The organism is Kluyvera genomosp. 3, from assembly GCF_011765685.1.
Lineage (GTDB): Bacteria > Pseudomonadota > Gammaproteobacteria > Enterobacterales > Enterobacteriaceae > Kluyvera > Kluyvera georgiana_A.
On the sequence record NZ_CP050321.1, the window covers coordinates 4,058,923 to 4,079,656 of the forward strand.

Consider the following 20,734-nt stretch of genomic DNA (forward strand, 5'->3'; position numbering starts at 1 on the left):
ATCACATTCCCTCTTTTGCACATCATCAAATAACACATAAAAAAAGGGCCGGAAAATCCGGCCCTTTGAAAAGAAAGTGAGGTCTGTAATCAGGCGTAACCGTAGCTCATCAGGCGCTGATAGCGACGGTTGAGCAGATCTTCTTTGCTCAGTACGTCGAGATCGGCCAGGTCAGCCAGCAGCTGCGCTTTCAGCGATGCCGCCATGGCTTCCGGATTACGATGGGCGCCGCCCAGCGGTTCTGGAATGATGGAATCAATCAGCTTCAGCTCTTTCAGACGCGGCGCGATGATGCCCATGGCTTCAGCCGCCAGCGGCGCTTTGTCGGCGCTCTTCCACAGAATAGAGGCACAGCCTTCCGGAGAGATAACGGAATAGGTGCTGTACTGCAGCATATTCACTTTATCGCCCACGCCGATCGCCAGCGCGCCGCCGGAGCCGCCTTCGCCGATAACGGTGCAGATGACCGGTACGTTCAGACGAGACATCTCACGCAGGTTACGCGCGATGGCTTCAGACTGGCCACGCTCTTCCGCGCCCACGCCAGGGTATGCGCCCGGGGTGTCGATGAAGGTGATAATCGGCATGTTGAAGCGCTCAGCCATCTCCATCAGACGCAGGGCTTTGCGGTAACCTTCCGGCGCCGGCATGCCGAAGTTACGGCGAATCTTCTCTTTGGTTTCGCGACCTTTCTGGTGACCAATGATCATCACCGGGCGACCGTCCAGACGAGCGATACCGCCGACGATAGCTTTATCGTCGGCATAGGCGCGATCGCCTGCCAGTTCGTCAAATTCATCAAACGCCAGACGGACATAATCCAGGGTGTACGGGCGCTGCGGATGGCGCGCCAGTTGGGCTACCTGCCATGCGCCGAGATCGGCAAAGATTTTGCGCGTCAGTTCTACGCTTTTTTCACGCAGACGATGCACTTCTTCGTCGATATTAATATCCAGTTTCTCATCCTGACGGCTAACCGCAGTCAGAGAATCGATTTTCGCTTCCAGCTCTGCGATCGGCTGTTCAAAATCAAGGAAATTCAGACTCATAGTATTCCTGTATTAGTCAAACTCCAGTTCCACCTGCTCCGAACCGATGAGGCCACGCAGATCGTTAAGTAAACGATCGCTCGGAGAGACACGCCAGGTTGCACCGAAACGCAACCGCGCACGTGCATCCGCCCTCTGATAGTAGAGATGTACTGGAATGGTTCCCGAACGATGGGGTTCCAGAGACTGACGGAGTCGGTTTAAAAGCTGGTCATCAATTTGCCTGTCCGTCAGCGAGATAGCAAGCCCGCGAGCATATTTTTCCCGGGCTTCGTCAATGTCCATCACTTCGCGGGCCATCATTTTAAGGCCGCCGCTGAAGTCATCAAAGCTGACCTGTCCGCTGACGATAAGTATGCGGTCTTTTTCCAGCAGATGCTGGTATTTTTCCAGCGCCTCGGAGAACAACATCACCTCCAGGCGTCCGGAACGGTCATCCAGCGTACAGATGCCGATACGATTGCCGCGCTTGGTGACCATAACCCGCGCCGCAATCACGAGCCCCGCGGCCGTGGTCACTTTACCACGTTCCGTCGGATGCATGTCTTTGAGTCGATACCCGCCGACATAGCGCTCAATTTCTTTTATATACTGGTTGATCGGGTGCCCCGTCAGGTACAGACCTAACGTTTCGCGCTCCCCATCCAATACCACCTGCTCCGGCCACGGCAGACAGTTGGCATACGATTGTTCTATTTGCTCCGGCTCTTCCGCCAGCACGCCGAACATATCGGCCTGGCCAATGGCTTCGGCTTTCGCGTGCTGATCCGCCGCCTTCAGCGCGTCGCCCAGCGAATTCATCAGCGCGGCGCGGTGCGGGCCAAGGCGGTCGAACGCCCCGGACATAATCAGCTTTTCCAGCACCCGGCGGTTCAGCTTTTTGGTATCGGTACGGGCGCACAGGTCGAACAGCTCACGGAAATAACCGCCGTTATTACGCGCTTCGATGATCGCTTCAATCGGGCCTTCGCCGACGCCCTTAATGGCGCCGATACCATACACGATTTCCCCGTCATGATTCACGTGGAAATGATATAAACCGGAATTGATATCTGGCGGCAATATTTTCAGCCCCATGCGCCAGCATTCATCCACCAGGCCCACCACCTTCTCGGTGTTGTCCATATCGGCGGTCATCACCGCCGCCATAAACTCTGCCGGATAGTGCGCCTTCAGCCACAGCGTCTGGTAAGAGACCAGCGCATAGGCCGCGGAGTGCGATTTGTTAAACCCGTAACCGGCGAATTTTTCCACCAGGTCAAAGATTTTCATCGCCAGTTCGCCGTCGATGCCGTTCTTTTTCGCTCCTTCCTCGAACGCACCGCGCTGCTTGGCCATCTCTTCCGGCTTTTTCTTACCCATTGCACGACGCAGCATATCCGCGCCGCCGAGGGTGTAGCCAGAAAGCACCTGGGCAATCTGCATAACCTGTTCCTGGTACAGGATGATGCCGTAGGTCGGTTCCAGTACTGGTTTCAGGCTTTCGTGCTGCCACTGCACGTCAGGATACGAGATCTCTTCACGTCCGTGCTTACGGTCAATAAAGTTATCTACCATCCCCGATTGCAGCGGGCCCGGACGGAACAGGGCCACCAGCGCGATCATATCTTCGAAGCAGTCAGGCTGCAGGCGTTTAATCAGGTCTTTCATGCCGCGGGATTCAAGCTGGAAGACCGCGGTGGTCTCCGAACGCTGCAGCATGTCGAAGCTTTTCTTATCGTCGAGCGGGATGGCCGCGATATCCAGCGGCGGCTCGCCGTTGCGCTCGCGGCGGGCGTTGATCATCTCCAGCGCCCAGTTGATGATGGTGAGCGTACGCAGGCCGAGGAAGTCGAACTTCACCAGCCCCGCGTATTCCACATCGTTCTTATCGAACTGGGTTACCGGATGCAGCCCCTGCTCATCGCAATAAAGCGGCGCAAAGTCGGTAATTTTGGTTGGCGCGATCACCACGCCACCGGCGTGTTTACCGGCGTTACGAGTCACACCTTCCAGTTTGCGCGCCATATCGATTAGCGCGCGCACCTCTTCATCCGCCTCGTAAATTTCCGGCAGCTGCGGTTCAGCTTCAAACGCTTTCGCCAGCGTCATGCCCGGATCGGGCGGCACCAGCTTAGAGATACGGTCCACGAAGCCGTACGGGTGCCCCAGTACACGGCCTACGTCGCGGATAACCGCTTTTGCCGCCATGGTACCGAAGGTAATAATCTGCGATACCGCATCGCGGCCATACATCTCGGCCACGTGCTCGATAACCTGGTCGCGTTTCTCCATGCAGAAATCGACGTCGAAGTCGGGCATCGAAACACGTTCCGGGTTAAGGAAACGTTCGAACAGCAGGTCAAGTTCCAGCGGATCGAGATCGGTAATTTTTAGCGCATAAGCCACCAGCGAACCTGCACCGGAACCACGGCCCGGCCCTACCGGCACGCCGTTATCCTTGGACCACTGGATAAACTCCATCACGATCAGGAAGTAGCCGGGGAAGCCCATCTGGTTGATAACCTGGAGTTCCACATCCAGACGCTCATCATATTCAGGACGACGCTTAGCGCGCACTTCCGGATCCGGGAACAGAAATTCAAGACGCTCTTCCAGCCCTTCTTTCGATTTCGCTACGAGGAAGTCCTCGGTGGTCATATCGCCAGTCGGGAACTGCGGCAGGAAATATTCGCCAAGGCGCACCGTGACGTTACAGCGCTTGGCGATCTCAACGGTATTTTCCAGTGCTTCCGGGATATCGGAAAACAGCTCGCACATCTCGTCTTCGCTGCGCATGTACTGCTGCGCGGAATAGTTGCGCGGGCGTTTCGGGTCGTCGAGGGTAAAACCATCATGAATGGCGACGCGAATCTCGTGGGCGTCGAAGTCTCCCGGTTCGAGGAAACGCACATCGTTGGTCGCGACCACAGGAAGACCACGTCTTTCCGCCAGCTCAACCGCCGCATGTAGGTACGATTCTTCATCCTGACGACCGGTACGAATCAGCTCAAGAAAATAGCAGTTCGGGAAGTGTTGTTCATAAAAATCAACGCACTGATCCACCAGCGCCATATTCCCGCGCAGCAAGCTACGACCCACATCCCCCATACGTCCGCCGGAGAGCAGGATCAAGCCCTCTTTCAGCTCAATCAGCCAGTCGCGGTCGATAATGGGGCCCGCAGCGCCATAACCGCGCTGATAGGCTTTGGAGATCAGTAGCGTCAGGTTCTGGTAGCCCTGGTTGTTCGCTGCCAGCACCGTTAAATGGGTGAGTTCTTCGCCGAGCAGATCGCTCTGCACATGGAAATCGGCGCCGACAATCGGTTTAATCCCGGCACCGTGGCCTGCCCCGTAGAACTTCACCAGACCGCAAAGGTTGGTAAAATCGGTGATCGCCAGCGCAGGCATGCCCAAAGAGGCCGCCTTTTTCACCAGCGGCCCGGTTTTCGCCAGCCCATCAATCATGGAGTAGTCGCTATGCACCCGCAGGTGCACAAAACGTGGTTCAGCCATCTTTAGATTCCGGTTAACTTATTCTCGACACAAGAATCAGGACGCCAGTCCCAGTGCGCGTTTAACGGGAGCAAAGCTGCGTCGGTGATGTTCGGTTGCGCCATATTGCGCTAACTTTTCCAGATGAAAAGCGGTTGGGTAGCCCTTGTGCTGGGCAAAACCGTATTGTGGAAACACCGTGTCCAGCTCCGCCATTTCCGCATCGCGCGTGACTTTAGCGAGAATAGACGCGGCGCTGATTTCTGCCACCCGGCTATCGCCCTTCACCACCGCCATCGACGGCATCGGCAGCTTGGGACAGCGATTGCCGTCAATCAGCACGTATTCCGGTACGATAGCCAGCCCGGCCACCGCGCGCTGCATCGCCAGCATGGTGGCATGCAGAATATTGAGCTCGTCAATTTCATGCGGCTCGGCGCGGCCAAGGCTCCAGCACAGCGCTTTCTCTTTGATTTCGTCAAACAGCGCCAGGCGGCGCTTTTCGCTCAGTTTTTTAGAGTCGTTGAGCCCGACAATCGGACGGGCAGGATCGAGGATCACCGCCGCCGTGACGACCGCGCCGACCAGCGGGCCACGCCCGACTTCATCCACACCCGCCACAAGATGGGTATGGGGATATTCAAATTCAATCATTGTGCTAGCTCCAGCACCGCGTCTGCCGCCTGTTCATCCGCATTACAGCGAATTTGCAGATGCAGCTCACGGAAGGTATCGTGCATCGCGTGGCTGGTTTTACCGTTGGCCAGCAGCGGCTGTAGCGCCTCGGCCAGCCGCTGCGGCTCACACTCATCCTGCAGCAGCTCTTTGACCAGCTCGCGGCCAGCCAGCAGGTTCGGCAGCGAAACATACTCGGTCTTCACCAACCGCTTCGCCAGCCAGAAGGTGAACGGTTTCATGCGATAGCCCACCACCATCGGACATTTGGCCAGCATGCACTCCAGCGCCGCCGTGCCTGAGGCCAGCAGCGCCGCGTCGCTGGCGATCATCGCCTCGCGCGCCATGCCGCCGAGCATGTGCACGTGGAGATCGGGCGCCACTTCCGCTTTGATACGTTCGAACTGCTCGCGACGCTTCGCGTTAACCAGCGGCACCACCACTTCAAGGTCGGGGTACTGCTGGCGCAACAGCTGCGCGGTTTTTAAAAAGTCGGCGCTGAGCATCTCCACTTCGGCACCACGGCTGCCCGGCAGCATCGCCAGACAGTGGACATCGTGGGCAATACCCAGCGTATCCCGCGCGGCGTTTTTATCCGGATCCAACGGCATGGCATCAGCCATGGTGTGGCCGATAAAGCGGCACGGGACGTTAAATTTGTCATAAAACGCTTTTTCAAAAGGCAGGAAAGCCAACACCATATTGGTGGATCTGCCAATTTTGAAGACGCGTTTTTGTCGCCAGGCCCACACGGACGGGCTGACGTAGTGGATCGTTTTGATCCCCTGCTTTTTGAGGTTGCCTTCCAGCGTGATGTTGAAATCGGGGGCATCAATGCCAACAAAGACATCGGGCTTGAGTTCAGTGAAGCGTTGGGTGAGATCGGCGCGAATGTGCAGCAGGCGACGCAGACGCCCCAGCACTTCCACGATCCCCATCACCGCCAGCTCTTCCATCTCGTACCAGGCTTCGCAGCCTTCGGCCTGCATACACGGACCGGCCACGCCGACAAAGCGCGCATCAGGAACTCGCGCCTTGAGAGCGCGAATGAGGCCTGCACCAAGAATATCGCCGGAGGTTTCTCCGGCGACCAGGGCAATCGTCAGGGGACGCTGTTCAGCCATTAACGAATCAGGCCGCGCGTTGAGCGGGCAAAGAAATCGCTAAAGGGCTGAACTTCCGGATACTGCTTCGCCAGCTCGGCAATTTCCGGCTTCACTTCTTCCAGCGTTTTGCCACTGCGGTACAACGCTTTATAAGCATTGCGAATCGCGGTGATCGCTTCGCGGCTAAAGCCACGGCGCTTCAGACCTTCGATGTTGACGCCAAACGGCGTCGCGTGGTTGCCCTGAGCAATAACGTACGGCGGAACGTCCTGAGCAACGCCAGAACAGCCACCTACCATCACGTGCGCACCGATGATGCAGAACTGGTGCACCGCGGTCATGCCGCCGATGATAACGAAATCATCCAGCGAAACGTGTCCGGCAAGGGTAGCGTTATTGGCAAGGATGCAGCGGTCGCCCACCGTACAATCGTGCGCCACGTGGGCGTTGATCATCAGCAGGTTATCGCTGCCCACCTTCGTCAATCCACCGCCCTGTACTGTGCCACGGTGAATGGTGACGCTTTCGCGAATGCGGTTGCGATCGCCAATTTCCACACGAGTCGGCTCACCAGCGTATTTCAGATCCTGGTTAACCTCCCCGATAGAGGCGAACTGATAGATCTCGTTATCACGACCAATTTTAGTATGGCCGTTAACCACAACGTGAGACTTCAGTACGGTACCTTCGCCAATTTCGACGTTAGGTCCCACAATACAAAACGGGCCAATGTGGGCGTTAGCACCGATAACGGCACCGTCTTCCACAATGGCGGTAGGATGGATAAAGGCGGTTTTATCAATCACGGATCAGGACTCCCGGCTACGCGCACACATCATTGTTGCTTCGCAAACCACTTTACCATCGACCAGCGCAACGCCTTTAAAGCGAGTCAGGCCACGGCGGGTTTTCTCGAAGGTAACTTCCATAATCATCTGATCGCCAGGCACGACAGGACGCTTGAAGCGCGCTTCATCAATGCCTGCAAAATAGTACAGCTCGCCTGGCTCCAGTTTACCGACGCTTTTAAACGCCAGAATACCCGTGGCCTGCGCCATCGCTTCCAGAATCAGCACGCCCGGTAAAATCGGCTTGCCAGGGAAGTGGCCCTGGAAAAACGGCTCATTTACGGAAACATTTTTCACTGCGCGCAGAAAACGACCTTCTTCAAAATCCAGCACGCGGTCTACCAGTAAGAACGGGTAACGGTGCGGCAGAAGTTCTAAAATCTCTTCAATGTGCAGAGTATGAGTGTCAGTTGTCAAAATACTCTTCCTGTCAAAATATACTAAGGGGCAATAATAACACGGCCTGCCGGATTACAAGAATGCCGACAGGCCGGAAAGTATCATGCGATACCGATGAAAATTAGTCTTGATTATCAAGCTTGCGTTCAACAGCTTTGAGACGCTTGCTCATTTCATCAATATTCATCACCAGTGCAGCCGTTTTGCGCCAGGTCTTGTTAGGCTGGAGCGGAATACCGGACGAGTATACGCCAGGTTCGGTAATCGGGCGCATAACCATGCCCATACCGGTTACGGTGACTTTATCGCAGATTTCCATGTGGCCGTTAATCACGCTGGCACCGCCAATCATGCAGTAACGCCCAATTTTCAGGCTACCGGCCATAATCACGCCGCCTGCGACAGCGGTATTGTCGCCAATCACCACGTTGTGCGCAATCTGACACTGGTTATCAATGATAACACCGTTGCCGATCTGCGTATCGTCAAGCGCGCCGCGGTCGATCGTCGTACAGGCGCCGATCTCCACGCGATCGCCAATAATCACGCGACCCAACTGGGGGATCTTCACCCAGTTGCCGCGATCGTTGGCATAACCAAAGCCGTCAGAACCGATGACGGTGCTGGACTGGATCAGGCAATTCTCACCGATCTCGACTTCGTGGTAAATGGTTACATTCGCCCACAGGCGAGAACCAGCGCCAATTTTCGTTTTTTTACCAACGAAACACCCCGCCCCAATCACAACGTTATCGCCAAGCACAACGTCAGACTCAATCACCGCGTTCGCACCGATGGAGACGTTGTTGCCGAGGGTCGCGGTCGGGCTAATGACCGCGCTCGGGGCGATATCCTGCGCCGGCTGTGGCGTGGTATCTAAAATTTGTGCCATGCGCGCGTAAGTAAGGTAGGGGTTCTTCACTACCAGCGCGGCGCCTTTGGCAAAAGGCAGTAAATCTTGCGTCAGGACAATCGCTGACGCTTCGCAAGCGGACAGGTGTTCACGATACTTGGGGTTAACCAGGAATGTGATATGACCCGCCTTAGCGGATTGCATGGACGCGACAGCGGTGATGACGATATCGCCATCACCGTGTAATTCCGCATCCAACTGCTGAGCTAAATCAGCCAGTCGAATTGAAGGCATTACTTATTTAACCTGTTTCAGTACATCAGCGGTGATGTCTTTAACATCGCTGCTGTTGAATGCAACGGCGTTAGCGTCAACCACCAGGTCGATGCTCTGGCTTGCAGCAACGGATTTCACAGCGGTCTGGATACGAGTAACCAGTTTGCCACGTTCTTCGTTGGTGCGACGCTGACGGTCTTGTTCAAAGGACTGCGCTTTCTGGGAGAAAGTCTGACGCTGTGCAGAGATGTCTTTTTCCAGTTTAGTGCGATCGCTACCTGCTTTCATAGACTGCAGACGCTGCATTTTAGACTGCAGGTCACCTTCCATGCGCTGAAGTTCGCTAGCACGGCCTTTAAATTCGTTTTCCAGGGTGCTGGAAACGCCAGTTTTCTGTGCAACTTGCTGGAACAGGCTACCCATGTTAACAATTGCAATCTTGTCTGCTGCCTGAGCAGACGCCGCCATTGCTAAACCCAGACCTGCAGCGACTAACCACTTTTTCACAATAATACTCCTTACCATCCCATACGTACCCGAAGGTACTGTTCTTTTGGTGGCCGAAGCCACCTGACGCTATCGCCTAATGCCAGCAAACTACACTGAACCCGCATTCCTTTGCAAAGAGCAATTACCAGGTTTTACCAATGTTAAACTGGAACTGCTCGGACTTGTCTCCATCGTATTTCTTGTACGGTTGGGCGTAGGAGAAGACCAACGGCCCCAATGGCGACATCCATTGTAATGCGATGCCCGCGGACATACGGATATTGCTCGGGTCGCTGTAGTCAGGAACGCCAGCAGCCTTCATTGCCGCCGTATTATCCCAGTTGGTATCCCAAACGGTACCCATATCCCAGAAGAACGACGTACGGACCGAGTTCGCGTACTTATCGCTGATAAACGGCGTCGGAACAATCAGCTCAAGGCTGGCCACGCCCATGGCGTTACCGCCGACGGCGTCGTCAGACTTACAGTAGCCGCCAGCCTGGTCGCAGTTATCCAGACCTGATGAACCATAGTAGACCGCTTTCGGGCCGATGGTATTGGACTGGAAGCCACGCACGGTGCTGGAACCACCGGCATAGAAGTTCTCATAGAACGGCAGCTCTTTACCGCCCAGGCCGTCACCGTAACCCCACTTGGTACGACCCAGCACCACCCACTGATGGTCTTCATCAAGCGGGAAGTAGGACGCCGTATCCAGCGTGATTTTGTAGAACTCGTTATCAGAGCCCGGAATCGTCACTTTACCGTTCAGGTTGACACGTGAACCGTCCGTCGGGAAGTAGCCGCGGTCGAGTTTGTTATATGTCCAACCGTAGTTGAAGGTGAAGTCGTTAGCCGAGAAGCCGTTGTCATCACTGGTGGTGCCCGCAGTCTGGCCGATAGAGTCCAGATAACGCCACATCGCCACCTGCGGTTCCATATTGGACAGGTCGTTGTGAACGTAGCCCAGACCCGCACGCAGTGAGTTGTATTCGTTAATCGGGAAGCCCAGCGTACCGTCTACACCATAACTTTTGTTGGTGTAGGACGACAGGTCAGCATCATCCGCTTTAAAGTCATTGTAGAAGACACGACCGCCAAGGCTAACGCCATCCACCGTAAAGTACGGGTTGGTCACAGAAAGCTCGGTATAGGTCTGGTAGTCGTTCTTGGTACCGTTGATACCGACAGAGTAACCGGTACCTAACCAGTTATCCTGCTGAACGCCCGCCTGGAAGCTCACGCCGCTTTCTGTACCGTAGCCGATACCGAAGTTGAAGCTGCCGGTGTTACGCTCTTTGACTTTGTAGACTACGTCTACCTGGTCCGGGCTGCCCGGTACGCGCTGCGTTTCCGTATCGACCGTTTCGAAGAAGCCCAGACGGTTCAGACGATCTTTACCCTGGTCAACCAGGTCGCCGCCCAGCCATGCCCCTTCCATCTGACGCATTTCACGGCGCAGAACGGAATCTTTTGACGTATCGTTACCGACAAAGCGGATGTTACGCACGTAGAAACGGTTGCCGGCATCCACGTTGATGTGCAGCTTAACGGTTTTATCGGTGTCGTTGATTTCCGGCTGAGACTGTACGCGCGGGTAGGCATAGCCGTAGCGACCAAGAAGTTTCTTAATGTTATCTTCCATTTTGGTCACTTTCGCGCCGTTATACAGCTCGCCCGGCTCAATTTTGGTCAGGCTCTCGATTTCAGCCGAATGACCCGCCAGGTTACCGGTCACCTGGACGCCAGACAGCTTGTACTGGTCGCCTTCGGTGATGTTAATGGTGATATAGATACCTTTTTTATCCGGCGTCAGGCTCACCTGAGTGGAGTCAATGTTGAAACGCGCATAGCCGCGATCCAGATAGTAGCTGCGCAGGGTTTCAAGGTCACCCGACAGCTTCTGTTTCTGGTATTTACGATCGCCGACCACGTTCCACCACGGCACTTCATCACGCAGCTGGAAAGTGGAGATCAGATCTTCGGTCTTGAACGCATGGTTACCGACGATGTTGATCTGCTGGATCTTTGCAGAGACCCCTTCCTGGAAGACCAGCTTCAGGTCGACACGGTTACGCGGCAGAGGGGTGACAACCGCCTTCACGCTCGCGCTGTACTTACCGACGCTGTAGTAGAAATCTTCCAGCCCTTTCTCGATATCGGAGAGGGTGGTACGGTCGAGAGATTCACCGACGCGAACGCCAGAGGCTTCCAGGTTTTGCTTGAGCATGTCATCTTTCACCGACTTGTTGCCGGAGAAAGTGATGCTCGCAATGGTTGGACGCTCTTTGACCTGCACCAGCAACACATCGCCGTCTCTCAGGACGCGGACGTCCTCAAAGTTGCCCGTAGCAAACAGGGCGCGAATGGTGTTACTGATGTCGTCATCAGTGACGGTATCGCCAGGACGTACTGGCATACTGAGAAGGGCCGCACCAACAGCGACACGCTGCAAGCCTTCGAAATGAATGTCCTTCACCACGAACCCGTCAGCACCGTATACGGTCGCGCTGCTAAACAGCAGCGACGCTATAAGCAACTTTTTCATCGCCATCGTTATTATGCGTTCTTCCTAACTAACTCTCTTACAACCGAGAGAAATCATTGAAAAGTGCAAGCCCCATTAACATCATCAGCAAAATCGAGCCGATGCGGTAACTAAAGTCTTGAACTCGCTCGGATACCGGGCCGCCTTTCAGCTTCTCAATCGCCAAAAACAGCAAATGTCCCCCATCTAATACGGGGAGCGGGAACAGGTTGATTATGCCTAAATTCACGCTGATGAGTGCAAGAAACATCAGGTAGTAAATCAGCCCATACTCCGCAGACATCCCAGCCCCCTGGGCGATTGAAATCGGCCCACTGAGGTTGTTCAGTTTGACGTCACCGGTGATCAATTTTCCCAGCATACTGACCGTCAGCTTCATCAACTGCCCGGTTTTCTCCGTGGCTTCGACGATGGCGCTGAATGGCCCATACTGGCGCACTGTTTTATATTCCTCAGGCAGCGGGATAATCTTCGGTACTACCCCTGCAAACCCTTCCGCCTTTCCGCTACCGTGTTTTGTATCCGGTATCAGAGTTAAAGACAAGAGACTGCCCTGCCTTTCGATCTCTAGCTGTAACGCTTTGCCTGGGTTATCACGCACCAGCGTAACAAACGTCATCCATTGCGTCAGCGGTTGACCGTTGACTGTAACGATCCGATCCCCTGCTTGTAAACCGGCTTTACGCGCCGCAGAGTCAGATTGCACTTCTGCCAGCACCAGTTCAATTTGCGCGCCGCGCGGACGTATACCAAGCGAAGTGACCGGATCTTCTTTATCCGGCTCGAACGCCCAGTGCCGCAGGTCGAGGATTTTATCCTGACGCTGCTCGCTGCCGAAAGGGGCCACGGTGAGAGTGGTGCTTTCATCACCAATTTTGGCCACCAGCGCCATGCGCACAGCATCCCAGTCAGGCGTTTCGATACCATCTACGGCTTTTAGTTCCGTGCCTGGTGCAATTTGTGCTGTCGCCGCGATGGAATTGGCGGTTATTTCACCAACAACCGGACGAATACCAGGGACACCAATGATAAACACCAGCCAATAGGCGAAGATAGCGAAAAGGAAGTTGGCGATGGGGCCCGCAGCGATAACGGCGGCGCGCTGGCCAACCGTTTTATTGTTAAACGCCATGTGGCGCAGCTCTGGCGCCACTGCGTCAACGCGCTCATCAAGCATTTTGACGTAGCCGCCCAGCGGGATAAGGGCGACAACAAACTCGGTGCCGCGTTTATCGACGCGGCGCCACAGCGCTTTACCAAAGCCAATAGAAAAGCGCTCTACACGGATACCACAGCGCCGAGCAACCCAGAAATGACCAAATTCGTGTACGGTGATCAATACCCCTAGCGCAATAATAAACGCGGCCAGGTTCCAGAGAATGCTCAGCATAAGTCCATCCGTTAAATCGTCCTGAAAACCAGCAGCAGCAGGCAGGCAAAGACCGGTACCGCCGCCGTCAGGCTGTCGATTCGGTCAAGGATCCCACCGTGGCCGGGAATCAAATGACCACTGTCTTTAATACCCGCTTCACGCTTGAACATACTCTCAGTGAGATCGCCCAGAACGGAAGCCAGCGCTGCCACGATGGAACAGGTTAGCAGCACGGATGGTGCGACGTCCAGATTTGCCCATAAACCGTAAGCCCAGGAGATAATCGCTGCCGTCACCAGACCGCCGATAAACCCTTGCCAGGTTTTACCCGGAGAAACCTTCGGCGCCAGCTTATGCTTACCAAACAGCTTGCCGAACATATAAGCGCCGGAATCTGCACCCCAGACCAGGATCATGACGTAAAGCAGCCACAGCGCGCCGCTATAGTGATTTTCATCATAGTGCCAGGCGCGCAGCGCCAGCATGCCCCAGAAAAACGGTACGATGGTCACGATACCGAAAATCAAGCGCAACGTCTTTGACTGACGCCAGAACCCGGCGGAAGCTGGATAAAAGAGGACTAAAACCAGCGCCACAAGCCACCAGACCACCGAGGCCCATAGCGATGTCTCCACCACGGGTTGGTGAATATTATGGTGATACTCCGGGATCATAAAGAGCATCAGTGCCAGCAACAGGCCACACAGTACCGCCAGCCACACGCGTTGGGTGCGCGAGGTGAAACCGCTTAATTGCCCCCATTCCCACGCCGCCAGCATACAGACGACCAGCGTAACAATCGCGAAGCCGCCAGGTGGCAGCAAAAACAGGGCTGCAATGACAACCGGTATTAAAATTAATGCAGAAATCAGGCGATACTTCAGCAAAAGCTACCCCCATCAGGCCTTGTCGCCACCAGGCTCGGTGCCACCGAAACGCCGTTCACGATTGGCAAACGCATGCAGTGCACCCTCAAAGTCTTGTTCATCGAAATCGGGCCAAAGAACATCTGTAAAGTAAAGTTCAGCATAGGCGATTTGCCAGATAAGAAAATTACTGATTCGATGCTCTCCCCCGGTCCTAATTACTAAATCTACGGGAGCCAGTTCATGCATGCAGACCTGCTGACTGAGCAGTTCTTCATTGATTTGATCGGGGCGGAGTTCCCCTTCCTGAACCTGTTCGGCTAAGCGCTGAACTCCCTGAACAATATCCCATCGACCGCCGTAGTTAGCGGCAATGTTCAATGTTAACCCCGTATTATTTTCCGTCAGCGCTTCCGCTTTACGGATCCGCTCTTGCAGGCGTGAGTTAAACCGACGGGTATCGCCAATAATCCGCAGCCGAACGTTATGCCGGTGCAGACTTTTTACTTCGCTATCCAGCGCCCAGACGAACAGCTCCATCAGAGCGCTCACCTCTTGCTCAGGGCGATTCCAGTTTTCACTGCTGAACGCGTATAGCGTCAATGCTTCAATACCGTTATTCGCGGCATAGGCGACGGCACGACGCACAGATTTCGCCCCGGCTTTGTGCCCAAAGGCGCGAATCTTACCTTGCTTCTTCGCCCAGCGGCCATTGCCATCCATAATGATTGCCACATGGCGGCAACCGTGGGCTGGCAAATTCTCGCTGGTTGGTTGATTAGCAGACAACATAACGCGTTTATAATCCATGAAAAGGGATGAGCGGTACCCCGGAATACAGCTATACACTTTATCGCTCAGGCAAGCCCGATTGATTTTACGTGTCTTTGTCTCGCAAAAAAGCCGTGCTAAATCACGGCTCTCCCTATCGCCCAGCCAATACGCACAGCGATAGGGTGGCGCAGACTATATCACTGAAGCCAGATGCTAACAAATGCCATGACGGCTCGTATGCTGATTCTGCTCTCATTACCTGACGAAATATTTCGTCAGCAAGGTCGCCGCTTCACGTGCGCTGGCATCAATAATCAATACCTCATCCACGTTCTGTGGTTCCCTGAGGTCGAGATGTTCCAGCACCGCCAGATTGAGCGCCGCAATGTCGGTAAAGCGGATCTGCCCGTCGAGGAATGCCGCCACGGAGATCTCGTTAGCCGCATTCAGCGCGGTGGTCGCCGCCTGCCCTTGCTCGAAGGCGTCCATCGCCAGCTTCAGACAAGGGTAGCGCGCATAATCCGGCTCAGAGAAGCTCAGTGCGCCCATCTTGCAGAAATCCAGCGGCTTCGCTCCGGATACGACGCGTTGCGGCCAGGCCATGGTATTGGCAATCGGCGTCCGCATATCAGGCTCACCCAGTTGCGCCAGCACGCTACCGTCCTGATAACGCACCATCGAGTGAATCACCGACTGCGGATGAATCAGTACTTCCATCTGCTGCGCTGATGCATTGAACAGCCAGCGGGCTTCGATGTATTCCAGACCTTTATTCATCATAGTGGCCGAATCGACGGAAATTTTGCGTCCCATCGACCAGTTCGGGTGACGACACGCCTGATCCGGCGTCATTGCGCTCAGCTCAGCAATCGGCGTCTCCCGGAACGGGCCACCTGATCCGGTAAGCAGAATGGAGGAGACTCCATGCTGCGACAGCTCAGCGTACCCTAAGTCGGACTGAAAACTTTGCGGTAAACTCTGAAAGATAGCGTTATGTTCACTGTCGACCGGGAGAAGCTGCGCGCCGTGCTGCTTTACTGCTTCCAGGAAAAGCCGACCGCAGGTCACCAGCGACTCTTTGTTCGCCAGCAGAATGGTTTTCCCCGCGCGGATGGCCGCCAGCGTCGGTACCAGACCTGCCGCGCCGACGATGGCCGCCATAACCTGATCCACCTCGTCGAGCGCCGCGACGTCACACGCCGCTTGTTGCCCGCTCAACACTTCGGTACGACTCCCATGCTCACGCAACGCCAGCATCAGCGCATTGGCGCTTTTCGCGTCGTCCATCACCGCATAGCGAGGAGAAAACTCCAGGCACTGTTCGATCATTCGATCGACATTTTTGCCCGCAACCAGCGCTGTAACCGCAAAACTTTCGGGGTTATGGCGTACCACATCCAGCGTGTTGCAGCCAATCGAGCCTGTTGAGCCCAGAACAGTTAATCGCTTCATGAGAGATCCAGGATTGATAAAATGCAAAACGCCGCCAGCGAAGCTGCGACGCTTCCTGTACGGCGTTAATAGCACAACTTACACAGTCTTAGAACTGCATCAGTTCCGCTTCTTTCTCTGCCAGCGCCGCTTCCACTTTCTTGATAGCAGCATCGGTCAGTTTCTGTACTTCTTCCTGAGAGCGGCGATCGTCATCTTCGCTGATCTCTTTGTCTTTCAGCAGCGCCTTCACTTTGTCGTTCGCATCGCGACGAACGTTACGCACGGAAACGCGCGCTTGTTCTGCTTCGCCACGAACGATTTTGGTCAGGTCTTTACGACGTTCTTCGGTCAGAGGAGGCAGCGGAACGCGGATATCGGTACCCGCGGAGCTTGGGTTCAGACCGAGGTCAGACGCCATAATCGCTTTTTCAACGGCAGGGCCCATAGAACGGTCAAACACGTTGATTTTCAGGGTACGGGTATCTTCTACGGTCACGCTTGCCAGCTGACGCAGCGGCGTCGGGGTGCCGTAATATTCAACGATGATGCCATCCAGCAGGCTGGGAGAAGCACGACCCGTGCGAATTTTGCTGATTTGGTTTTTGAATGCTTCTACGCATTTATCCATGCGTACTTCGGCATCTTTTCTGATATCGCTAATCACGTTACGAATCCTTGAAAACTAGTCTCAGTCGACCAGACAATGGCACATTGCAGTGAATGCGCTAAGTATAGTCTCGTTTAAATCATGCCACAGAATTATGTCATTCTGCCGGGTAAAGGCGAATCTTACCCGGAAATGGCCGTGACGGAAATTATTCCGTAATCAAAGTGCCTTCTTTTTCGCCCATCACCACGCGGCGCAGCGCGCCAGGTTTGTTCATGTTGAATACGCGAATCGGCAGTTTGTGGTCACGGGCCAGCGTAAAGGCCGCCAGATCCATGACTTTCAGTTCTTTATCCAGTACTTCGCTGTAGGTCAGCTGATCGTACATGGTGGCAGACGGATCTTTCGCCGGGTCAGCGGTGAAGACGCCGTCAACTTTGGTTGCTTTCAGTACCACGTCGGCTTCGATTTCGATGCCGCGCAGGCAGGCTGCGGAGTCGGTGGTAAAGAACGGGTTGCCGGTACCGGCGGACAGAATCACGACGCGGTTATTACGCAGCAGGCTGATCGCCTCTGCCCAGCTGTAGTTGTCGCAAACGCCGTTCAGCGGAATTGCCGACATCAGGCGGGCGTTCACATAGGCGCGATGCAGTGCGTCACGCATTGCCAGGCCGTTCATTACCGTAGCCAGCATGCCCATGTGGTCGCCCACAACGCGGTTCATACCGGCTTTTGCCAGACCCGCACCACGGAACAGGTTGCCACCACCAATAACGACACCCACCTGGATGCCCAGCTCAACAAGTTCTTTAATCTCTTGCGCCATACGGTCAAGAATACTTGCGTCAATACCGAAGCCTTCAGTGCCCTGCAAGGCTTCGCCGCTAAGCTTGAGCAGAATACGTTTGTAGACAGGTTTTGCGTTGGTAGCCATTTTCTTTCCTGAGGTGTCACGAATGGGATGGTTTAATTCAAGTGACATCATGCGTTCCTTGCCACCTGAACCCTATAGGAGCTGGCTGATTTCCACATGACGATGTTCTTTACTACACGTGCTTTACTACACAAAAGAGAGCCGCCCTCAGGCGGCTCCTTTACTGCAATTAAGACTGCTTGGACATGGCAGCAACTTCTGCTGCGAAGTCAGTCTCAACTTTCTCGATGCCTTCGCCCACTTCGAAGCGGATGAAGCCAGTCACGTCAGCGTTGTGCTCTTTCAGCAGCTGGCCAACAGACTTGCTCGGATCCATAACGAACGGCTGACCGGTCAGAGAAACTTCGCCGGTGAATTTCTTCATGCGGCCTTCAACCATTTTCTCTGCGATTTCTTTCGGCTTACCGGACTGCATCGCGATATCCAGCTGTACCTGGTATTCTTTTTCTACCACTTCAGCGGAAACGTCTTCCGGCTTAACGAATTCCGGCTTGCTTGCAGCAACGTGCATTGCCAGCTGTTTAACCAGCTCTTCGTCAGCGCCAGTAGCAGCAACCAGAACACCGATGCGCGCACCGTGCTGGTAGTTGCCCAGTACTTCGCCTTCCAGGGAAGCCACGCGACGGATGTTGATGTTCTCACCGATTTTAGCAACCAGCGCAACGCGTTCTTCTTCGAACTGTGCTTTCAGAACTTCAACGTCGGTGATGTTGCCAGCAACGGCAGCGTCCAGAACTTTGTCAGCGAAAGCCTGGAAACCAGCATCTTTAGCAACGAAGTCAGTCTGGCAGTTAACTTCCAGAATGAAGGCGATGTTGCCGTTGATTTTGGTTTTGATCACGCCGTCAGCAGCAACGTTGCCTGCTTTTTTCGCCGCTTTGATCGCGCCAGATTTACGCATGTTTTCGATTGCCAGCTCGATGTCGCCATTAGCTTCAGTCAGGGCTTTTTTGCAATCCATCATGCCTGCGCCAGTACGTTCACGCAGCTCTTTTACCAGGGAAGCGGTAATTTCAGCCATTCTAAAATCCTCGGAAGATTTGATCTGCCCGGCCAAAACCGTACAGATTTAAAAGTGAAAAAGGGGGCCATAAACAGGCCCCCTAACCAAACGTGTTACTACCTGGTTTATAAGGGCTCTAACGAGCGTGCCTTATTACTCAGCTTCTACGAAGCTTTCTTCCGCCTGGGAAGCCAGATCGGAAGAACGGCCTTCACGAACGGTAGCAGCTACAGCGCTCAGGTACAGGGTCACAGCACGGATTGCATCGTCGTTACCCGGGATAACGAAATCAACGCCATCTGGATCAGAGTTGGTATCAACGATAGAGAATACCGGGATACCCAGGTTGTTCGCTTCTTTGATAGCAATGTGCTCGTGGTCAGCATCGATAACGAACAGTGCGTCCGGCAGGCCGCCCATGTCTTTGATACCGCCCAGGCTGTTTTCCAGTTTCTCAAGCTCACGAGTACGCATCAGCGCTTCTTTCTTGGTCAGCTTGTCGAAAGTACCGTCCTGAGACTGAGTTTCCAGATCTTTCAGACGTTTGATGGACTGACGAACGGTTTTCCAGTTAGTCAGCATACCGCCCAGCCAGCGATGGTTCACGAAGAACTGGTCGCAGCTCAGAGCAGCTTCTTTCACAGCTTCGCTTGCAGCGCGTTTAGTACCAACGAAAAGGATTTTGCCTTTACGAGAAGAGATCTTGTTCAGTTCAGCCAGAGCTTCGTTGAACATCGGTACAGTTTTCTCAAGGTTGATGATGTGAACTTTGTTACGTGCGCCGAAGATGAAAGGCTTCATTTTCGGGTTCCAGTAACGGGTCTGGTGACCGAAGTGAACACCAGCCTTGAGCATGTCGCGCATGGAAACAGTTGCCATGGTTTAAAACCTCTATAGATAAAGTTGGGGTTATGCCTCCACGTATCCCATATTACCGACCCCAAAGGGCACCCCGGAATATGTGCCGATACGTGTGTGTTATTTACACAAAGTGAGATTTGTCGCTTCCGGACAAAACAATGAGCGGAAGTTCGGCGCGCTTTATACCATAAAACCGACGCAGATACCAACAGTTGTTATCGCCGACGCAGGGCACGAAAGGCGAAGTTCAGAATGATTCTCAATTTGGCAGGGGGTACTCCTGGCTGTTAACATTGACATCACTAATACTCAATTATTGTCGAAAAAATCGACACTGATGGACATATTCCATGGCTATTTCTATTAAGACTCCAGAAGATATTGAAAAAATGCGCGTTGCTGGCCGTCTGGCCGCAGAAGTGCTGGAAATGATCGCCCCGCACGTCAAGCCTGGCGTGACCACCGGCGAGCTGGATCGCATTTGCAACGACTATATTGTCAACGAACAGAAAGCAATCTCCGCCTGCCTCGGCTACCACGGATATCCGAAATCGGTCTGCATCTCTATCAATGAAGTGGTGTGCCACGGCATCCCGGATGACGAAAAACATCTGAAAGATGGCGATATCGTCAACATCGACGTGACTGTGATTAAAGATGAGTTCCACGGCGATACGTCGAAAATGTTCATCGTTGGCAAACCGACCATTCTCGGCGAACGTCTGTGCCGCGTTACCCAGGAGAGCCTGTACCTGGCGCTCAAAATGGTGAAACCGGGCGTGAACCTGCGCGAAATTGGCGCGGCGATTCAAAAGTTCGTTGAAGCGGAAGGCTTCTCCGTGGTGCGTGAATACTGCGGCCACGGCATTGGTCGCGGCTTCCACGAAGAACCGCAGGTGCTGCACTATGACTCGCGCGAAACCGACGTGGTCCTGAAACAAGGCATGACCTTCACCATCGAACCGATGGTCAACGCCGGGAAGAAAGAGATTCGTACCATGAAGGACGGCTGGACGGTAAAAACCAAAGACCGAAGCTTGTCTGCGCAGTACGAGCATACTATTGTGGTGACAGACAACGGCTGCGAAATACTGACGTTACGCTCGGATGACACCATCCCGGCGATAATCTCGCACAACGAATAATGAAAAGCCGGCAAATGCCGG

The 20,734-nt window shown here is 54.3% G+C and carries 18 protein-coding genes; 1 reads left to right on the forward strand and 17 read right to left on the reverse strand.

Going from position 1 to position 20,734, the window contains the following annotated elements:
- Nucleotides 1-89 precede the first annotated feature (89 nt).
- The 17 genes from accA to rpsB all read right to left on the reverse strand — a co-directional run bounded on the left by accA (nt 90) and on the right by rpsB (nt 19,586).
- Nucleotides 90-1,049, reverse strand: coding sequence for an acetyl-CoA carboxylase carboxyl transferase subunit alpha (gene accA / locus GY169_RS19070; RefSeq protein ID WP_163447286.1), 960 nt, complete (start codon nt 1,047-1,049; stop codon nt 90-92).
- 12 nt (nt 1,050-1,061) lie between these two features.
- Entirely contained in the window at nt 1,062-4,544 is a 3,483-nt protein-coding gene (gene dnaE, locus GY169_RS19075) for a DNA polymerase III subunit alpha (protein WP_163447284.1), read from the reverse strand.
- A 36-nt stretch (nt 4,545-4,580) separates the two neighbouring features.
- On the reverse strand, nt 4,581-5,177 hold the full coding sequence (gene rnhB / locus GY169_RS19080; RefSeq protein ID WP_163447282.1) for a ribonuclease HII: 597 nt from the start codon (nt 5,175-5,177) through the stop codon (nt 4,581-4,583).
- The gene (lpxB, locus tag GY169_RS19085; RefSeq protein WP_167576707.1) at nt 5,174-6,322 is read right to left on the reverse strand and encodes a lipid-A-disaccharide synthase; all 1,149 of its coding nucleotides are present in this window, start codon (nt 6,320-6,322) and stop codon (nt 5,174-5,176) included. The genes rnhB and lpxB overlap by 4 nt, the downstream gene beginning before the upstream one ends.
- Nucleotides 6,322-7,110, reverse strand: coding sequence for an acyl-ACP--UDP-N-acetylglucosamine O-acyltransferase (gene lpxA, locus GY169_RS19090; protein ID WP_064547588.1), 789 nt, complete (start codon nt 7,108-7,110; stop codon nt 6,322-6,324). The genes lpxB and lpxA overlap by 1 nt, the downstream gene beginning before the upstream one ends.
- A 3-nt stretch (nt 7,111-7,113) precedes the next feature.
- Nucleotides 7,114-7,569, reverse strand: a complete 456-nt coding sequence (fabZ, locus tag GY169_RS19095) for a 3-hydroxyacyl-ACP dehydratase FabZ (RefSeq protein WP_052285413.1) — start codon at nt 7,567-7,569, stop codon at nt 7,114-7,116.
- A gap of 103 nt (nt 7,570-7,672) precedes the next feature.
- On the reverse strand, nt 7,673-8,698 hold the full coding sequence (lpxD, locus tag GY169_RS19100) for a UDP-3-O-(3-hydroxymyristoyl)glucosamine N-acyltransferase (protein ID WP_064547586.1): 1,026 nt from the start codon (nt 8,696-8,698) through the stop codon (nt 7,673-7,675).
- A gap of 3 nt (nt 8,699-8,701) precedes the next feature.
- Nucleotides 8,702-9,187, reverse strand: coding sequence for a molecular chaperone Skp (gene skp / locus GY169_RS19105; protein WP_065356564.1), 486 nt, complete (start codon nt 9,185-9,187; stop codon nt 8,702-8,704).
- Between the two features lie 124 nt (nt 9,188-9,311).
- On the reverse strand, nt 9,312-11,723 hold the full coding sequence (gene bamA, locus GY169_RS19110; protein ID WP_167576709.1) for an outer membrane protein assembly factor BamA: 2,412 nt from the start codon (nt 11,721-11,723) through the stop codon (nt 9,312-9,314).
- A gap of 31 nt (nt 11,724-11,754) precedes the next feature.
- A complete protein-coding gene (rseP, locus tag GY169_RS19115) occupies nt 11,755-13,107 on the reverse strand; it encodes a sigma E protease regulator RseP (RefSeq protein ID WP_167576711.1) in 1,353 nt (450 codons plus the stop codon).
- Between the two features lie 11 nt (nt 13,108-13,118).
- On the reverse strand, nt 13,119-13,976 hold the full coding sequence (gene cdsA, locus GY169_RS19120) for a phosphatidate cytidylyltransferase (RefSeq protein WP_163447276.1): 858 nt from the start codon (nt 13,974-13,976) through the stop codon (nt 13,119-13,121).
- A gap of 12 nt (nt 13,977-13,988) precedes the next feature.
- Nucleotides 13,989-14,747: a (2E,6E)-farnesyl-diphosphate-specific ditrans,polycis-undecaprenyl-diphosphate synthase gene (gene ispU / locus GY169_RS19125; RefSeq protein ID WP_163447274.1), complete on the reverse strand. Its 759-nt coding sequence runs from the start codon at nt 14,745-14,747 to the stop codon at nt 13,989-13,991.
- Between the two features lie 237 nt (nt 14,748-14,984).
- Nucleotides 14,985-16,181, reverse strand: coding sequence for a 1-deoxy-D-xylulose-5-phosphate reductoisomerase (gene ispC, locus GY169_RS19130; protein ID WP_163447272.1), 1,197 nt, complete (start codon nt 16,179-16,181; stop codon nt 14,985-14,987).
- A gap of 88 nt (nt 16,182-16,269) precedes the next feature.
- Nucleotides 16,270-16,827, reverse strand: a complete 558-nt coding sequence (gene frr / locus GY169_RS19135) for a ribosome recycling factor (protein ID WP_163447270.1) — start codon at nt 16,825-16,827, stop codon at nt 16,270-16,272.
- A 151-nt stretch (nt 16,828-16,978) separates the two neighbouring features.
- On the reverse strand, nt 16,979-17,704 hold the full coding sequence (gene pyrH, locus GY169_RS19140) for a UMP kinase (protein WP_000224567.1): 726 nt from the start codon (nt 17,702-17,704) through the stop codon (nt 16,979-16,981).
- Between the two features lie 169 nt (nt 17,705-17,873).
- The gene (tsf, locus tag GY169_RS19145; protein WP_064547572.1) at nt 17,874-18,725 is read right to left on the reverse strand and encodes a translation elongation factor Ts; all 852 of its coding nucleotides are present in this window, start codon (nt 18,723-18,725) and stop codon (nt 17,874-17,876) included.
- 135 nt (nt 18,726-18,860) lie between these two features.
- Nucleotides 18,861-19,586: a 30S ribosomal protein S2 gene (gene rpsB / locus GY169_RS19150; protein WP_064547569.1), complete on the reverse strand. Its 726-nt coding sequence runs from the start codon at nt 19,584-19,586 to the stop codon at nt 18,861-18,863.
- A gap of 332 nt (nt 19,587-19,918) precedes the next feature.
- Here rpsB and map point away from each other — a divergent pair, with 332 nt between their 5' ends.
- Entirely contained in the window at nt 19,919-20,713 is a 795-nt protein-coding gene (map, locus tag GY169_RS19155) for a type I methionyl aminopeptidase (RefSeq protein ID WP_163447268.1), read from the forward strand.
- Nucleotides 20,714-20,734: the final 21 nt, after the last annotated feature.

Excerpts from the sequence above, each read along its gene's own strand:
- rpsB (WP_064547569.1), bottom strand. The coding sequence starts at position 19,586 with ATGGCAACTGTTTCCATGCGCGACATGCTCAAGGCTGGTGTTCACTTC.
- lpxB (WP_167576707.1), bottom strand. The coding sequence starts at position 6,322 with ATGGCTGAACAGCGTCCCCTGACGATTGCCCTGGTCGCCGGAGAAACC.
- map (WP_163447268.1), top strand. The coding sequence starts at position 19,919 with ATGGCTATTTCTATTAAGACTCCAGAAGATATTGAAAAAATGCGCGTT.
- pyrH (WP_000224567.1), bottom strand. The coding sequence starts at position 17,704 with ATGGCTACCAACGCAAAACCTGTCTACAAACGTATTCTGCTCAAGCTT.
- lpxD (WP_064547586.1), bottom strand. The coding sequence starts at position 8,698 with ATGCCTTCAATTCGACTGGCTGATTTAGCTCAGCAGTTGGATGCGGAA.
- ispC (WP_163447272.1), bottom strand. The coding sequence starts at position 16,181 with ATGAAGCGATTAACTGTTCTGGGCTCAACAGGCTCGATTGGCTGCAAC.
- rnhB (WP_163447282.1), bottom strand. The coding sequence starts at position 5,177 with ATGATTGAATTTGAATATCCCCATACCCATCTTGTGGCGGGTGTGGAT.
- bamA (WP_167576709.1), bottom strand. The coding sequence starts at position 11,723 with ATGGCGATGAAAAAGTTGCTTATAGCGTCGCTGCTGTTTAGCAGCGCG.
- tsf (WP_064547572.1), bottom strand. The coding sequence starts at position 18,725 with ATGGCTGAAATTACCGCTTCCCTGGTAAAAGAGCTGCGTGAACGTACT.
- dnaE (WP_163447284.1), bottom strand. The coding sequence starts at position 4,544 with ATGGCTGAACCACGTTTTGTGCACCTGCGGGTGCATAGCGACTACTCC.
- accA (WP_163447286.1), bottom strand. The coding sequence starts at position 1,049 with ATGAGTCTGAATTTCCTTGATTTTGAACAGCCGATCGCAGAGCTGGAA.
- ispU (WP_163447274.1), bottom strand. The coding sequence starts at position 14,747 with ATGTTGTCTGCTAATCAACCAACCAGCGAGAATTTGCCAGCCCACGGT.
- rseP (WP_167576711.1), bottom strand. The coding sequence starts at position 13,107 with ATGCTGAGCATTCTCTGGAACCTGGCCGCGTTTATTATTGCGCTAGGG.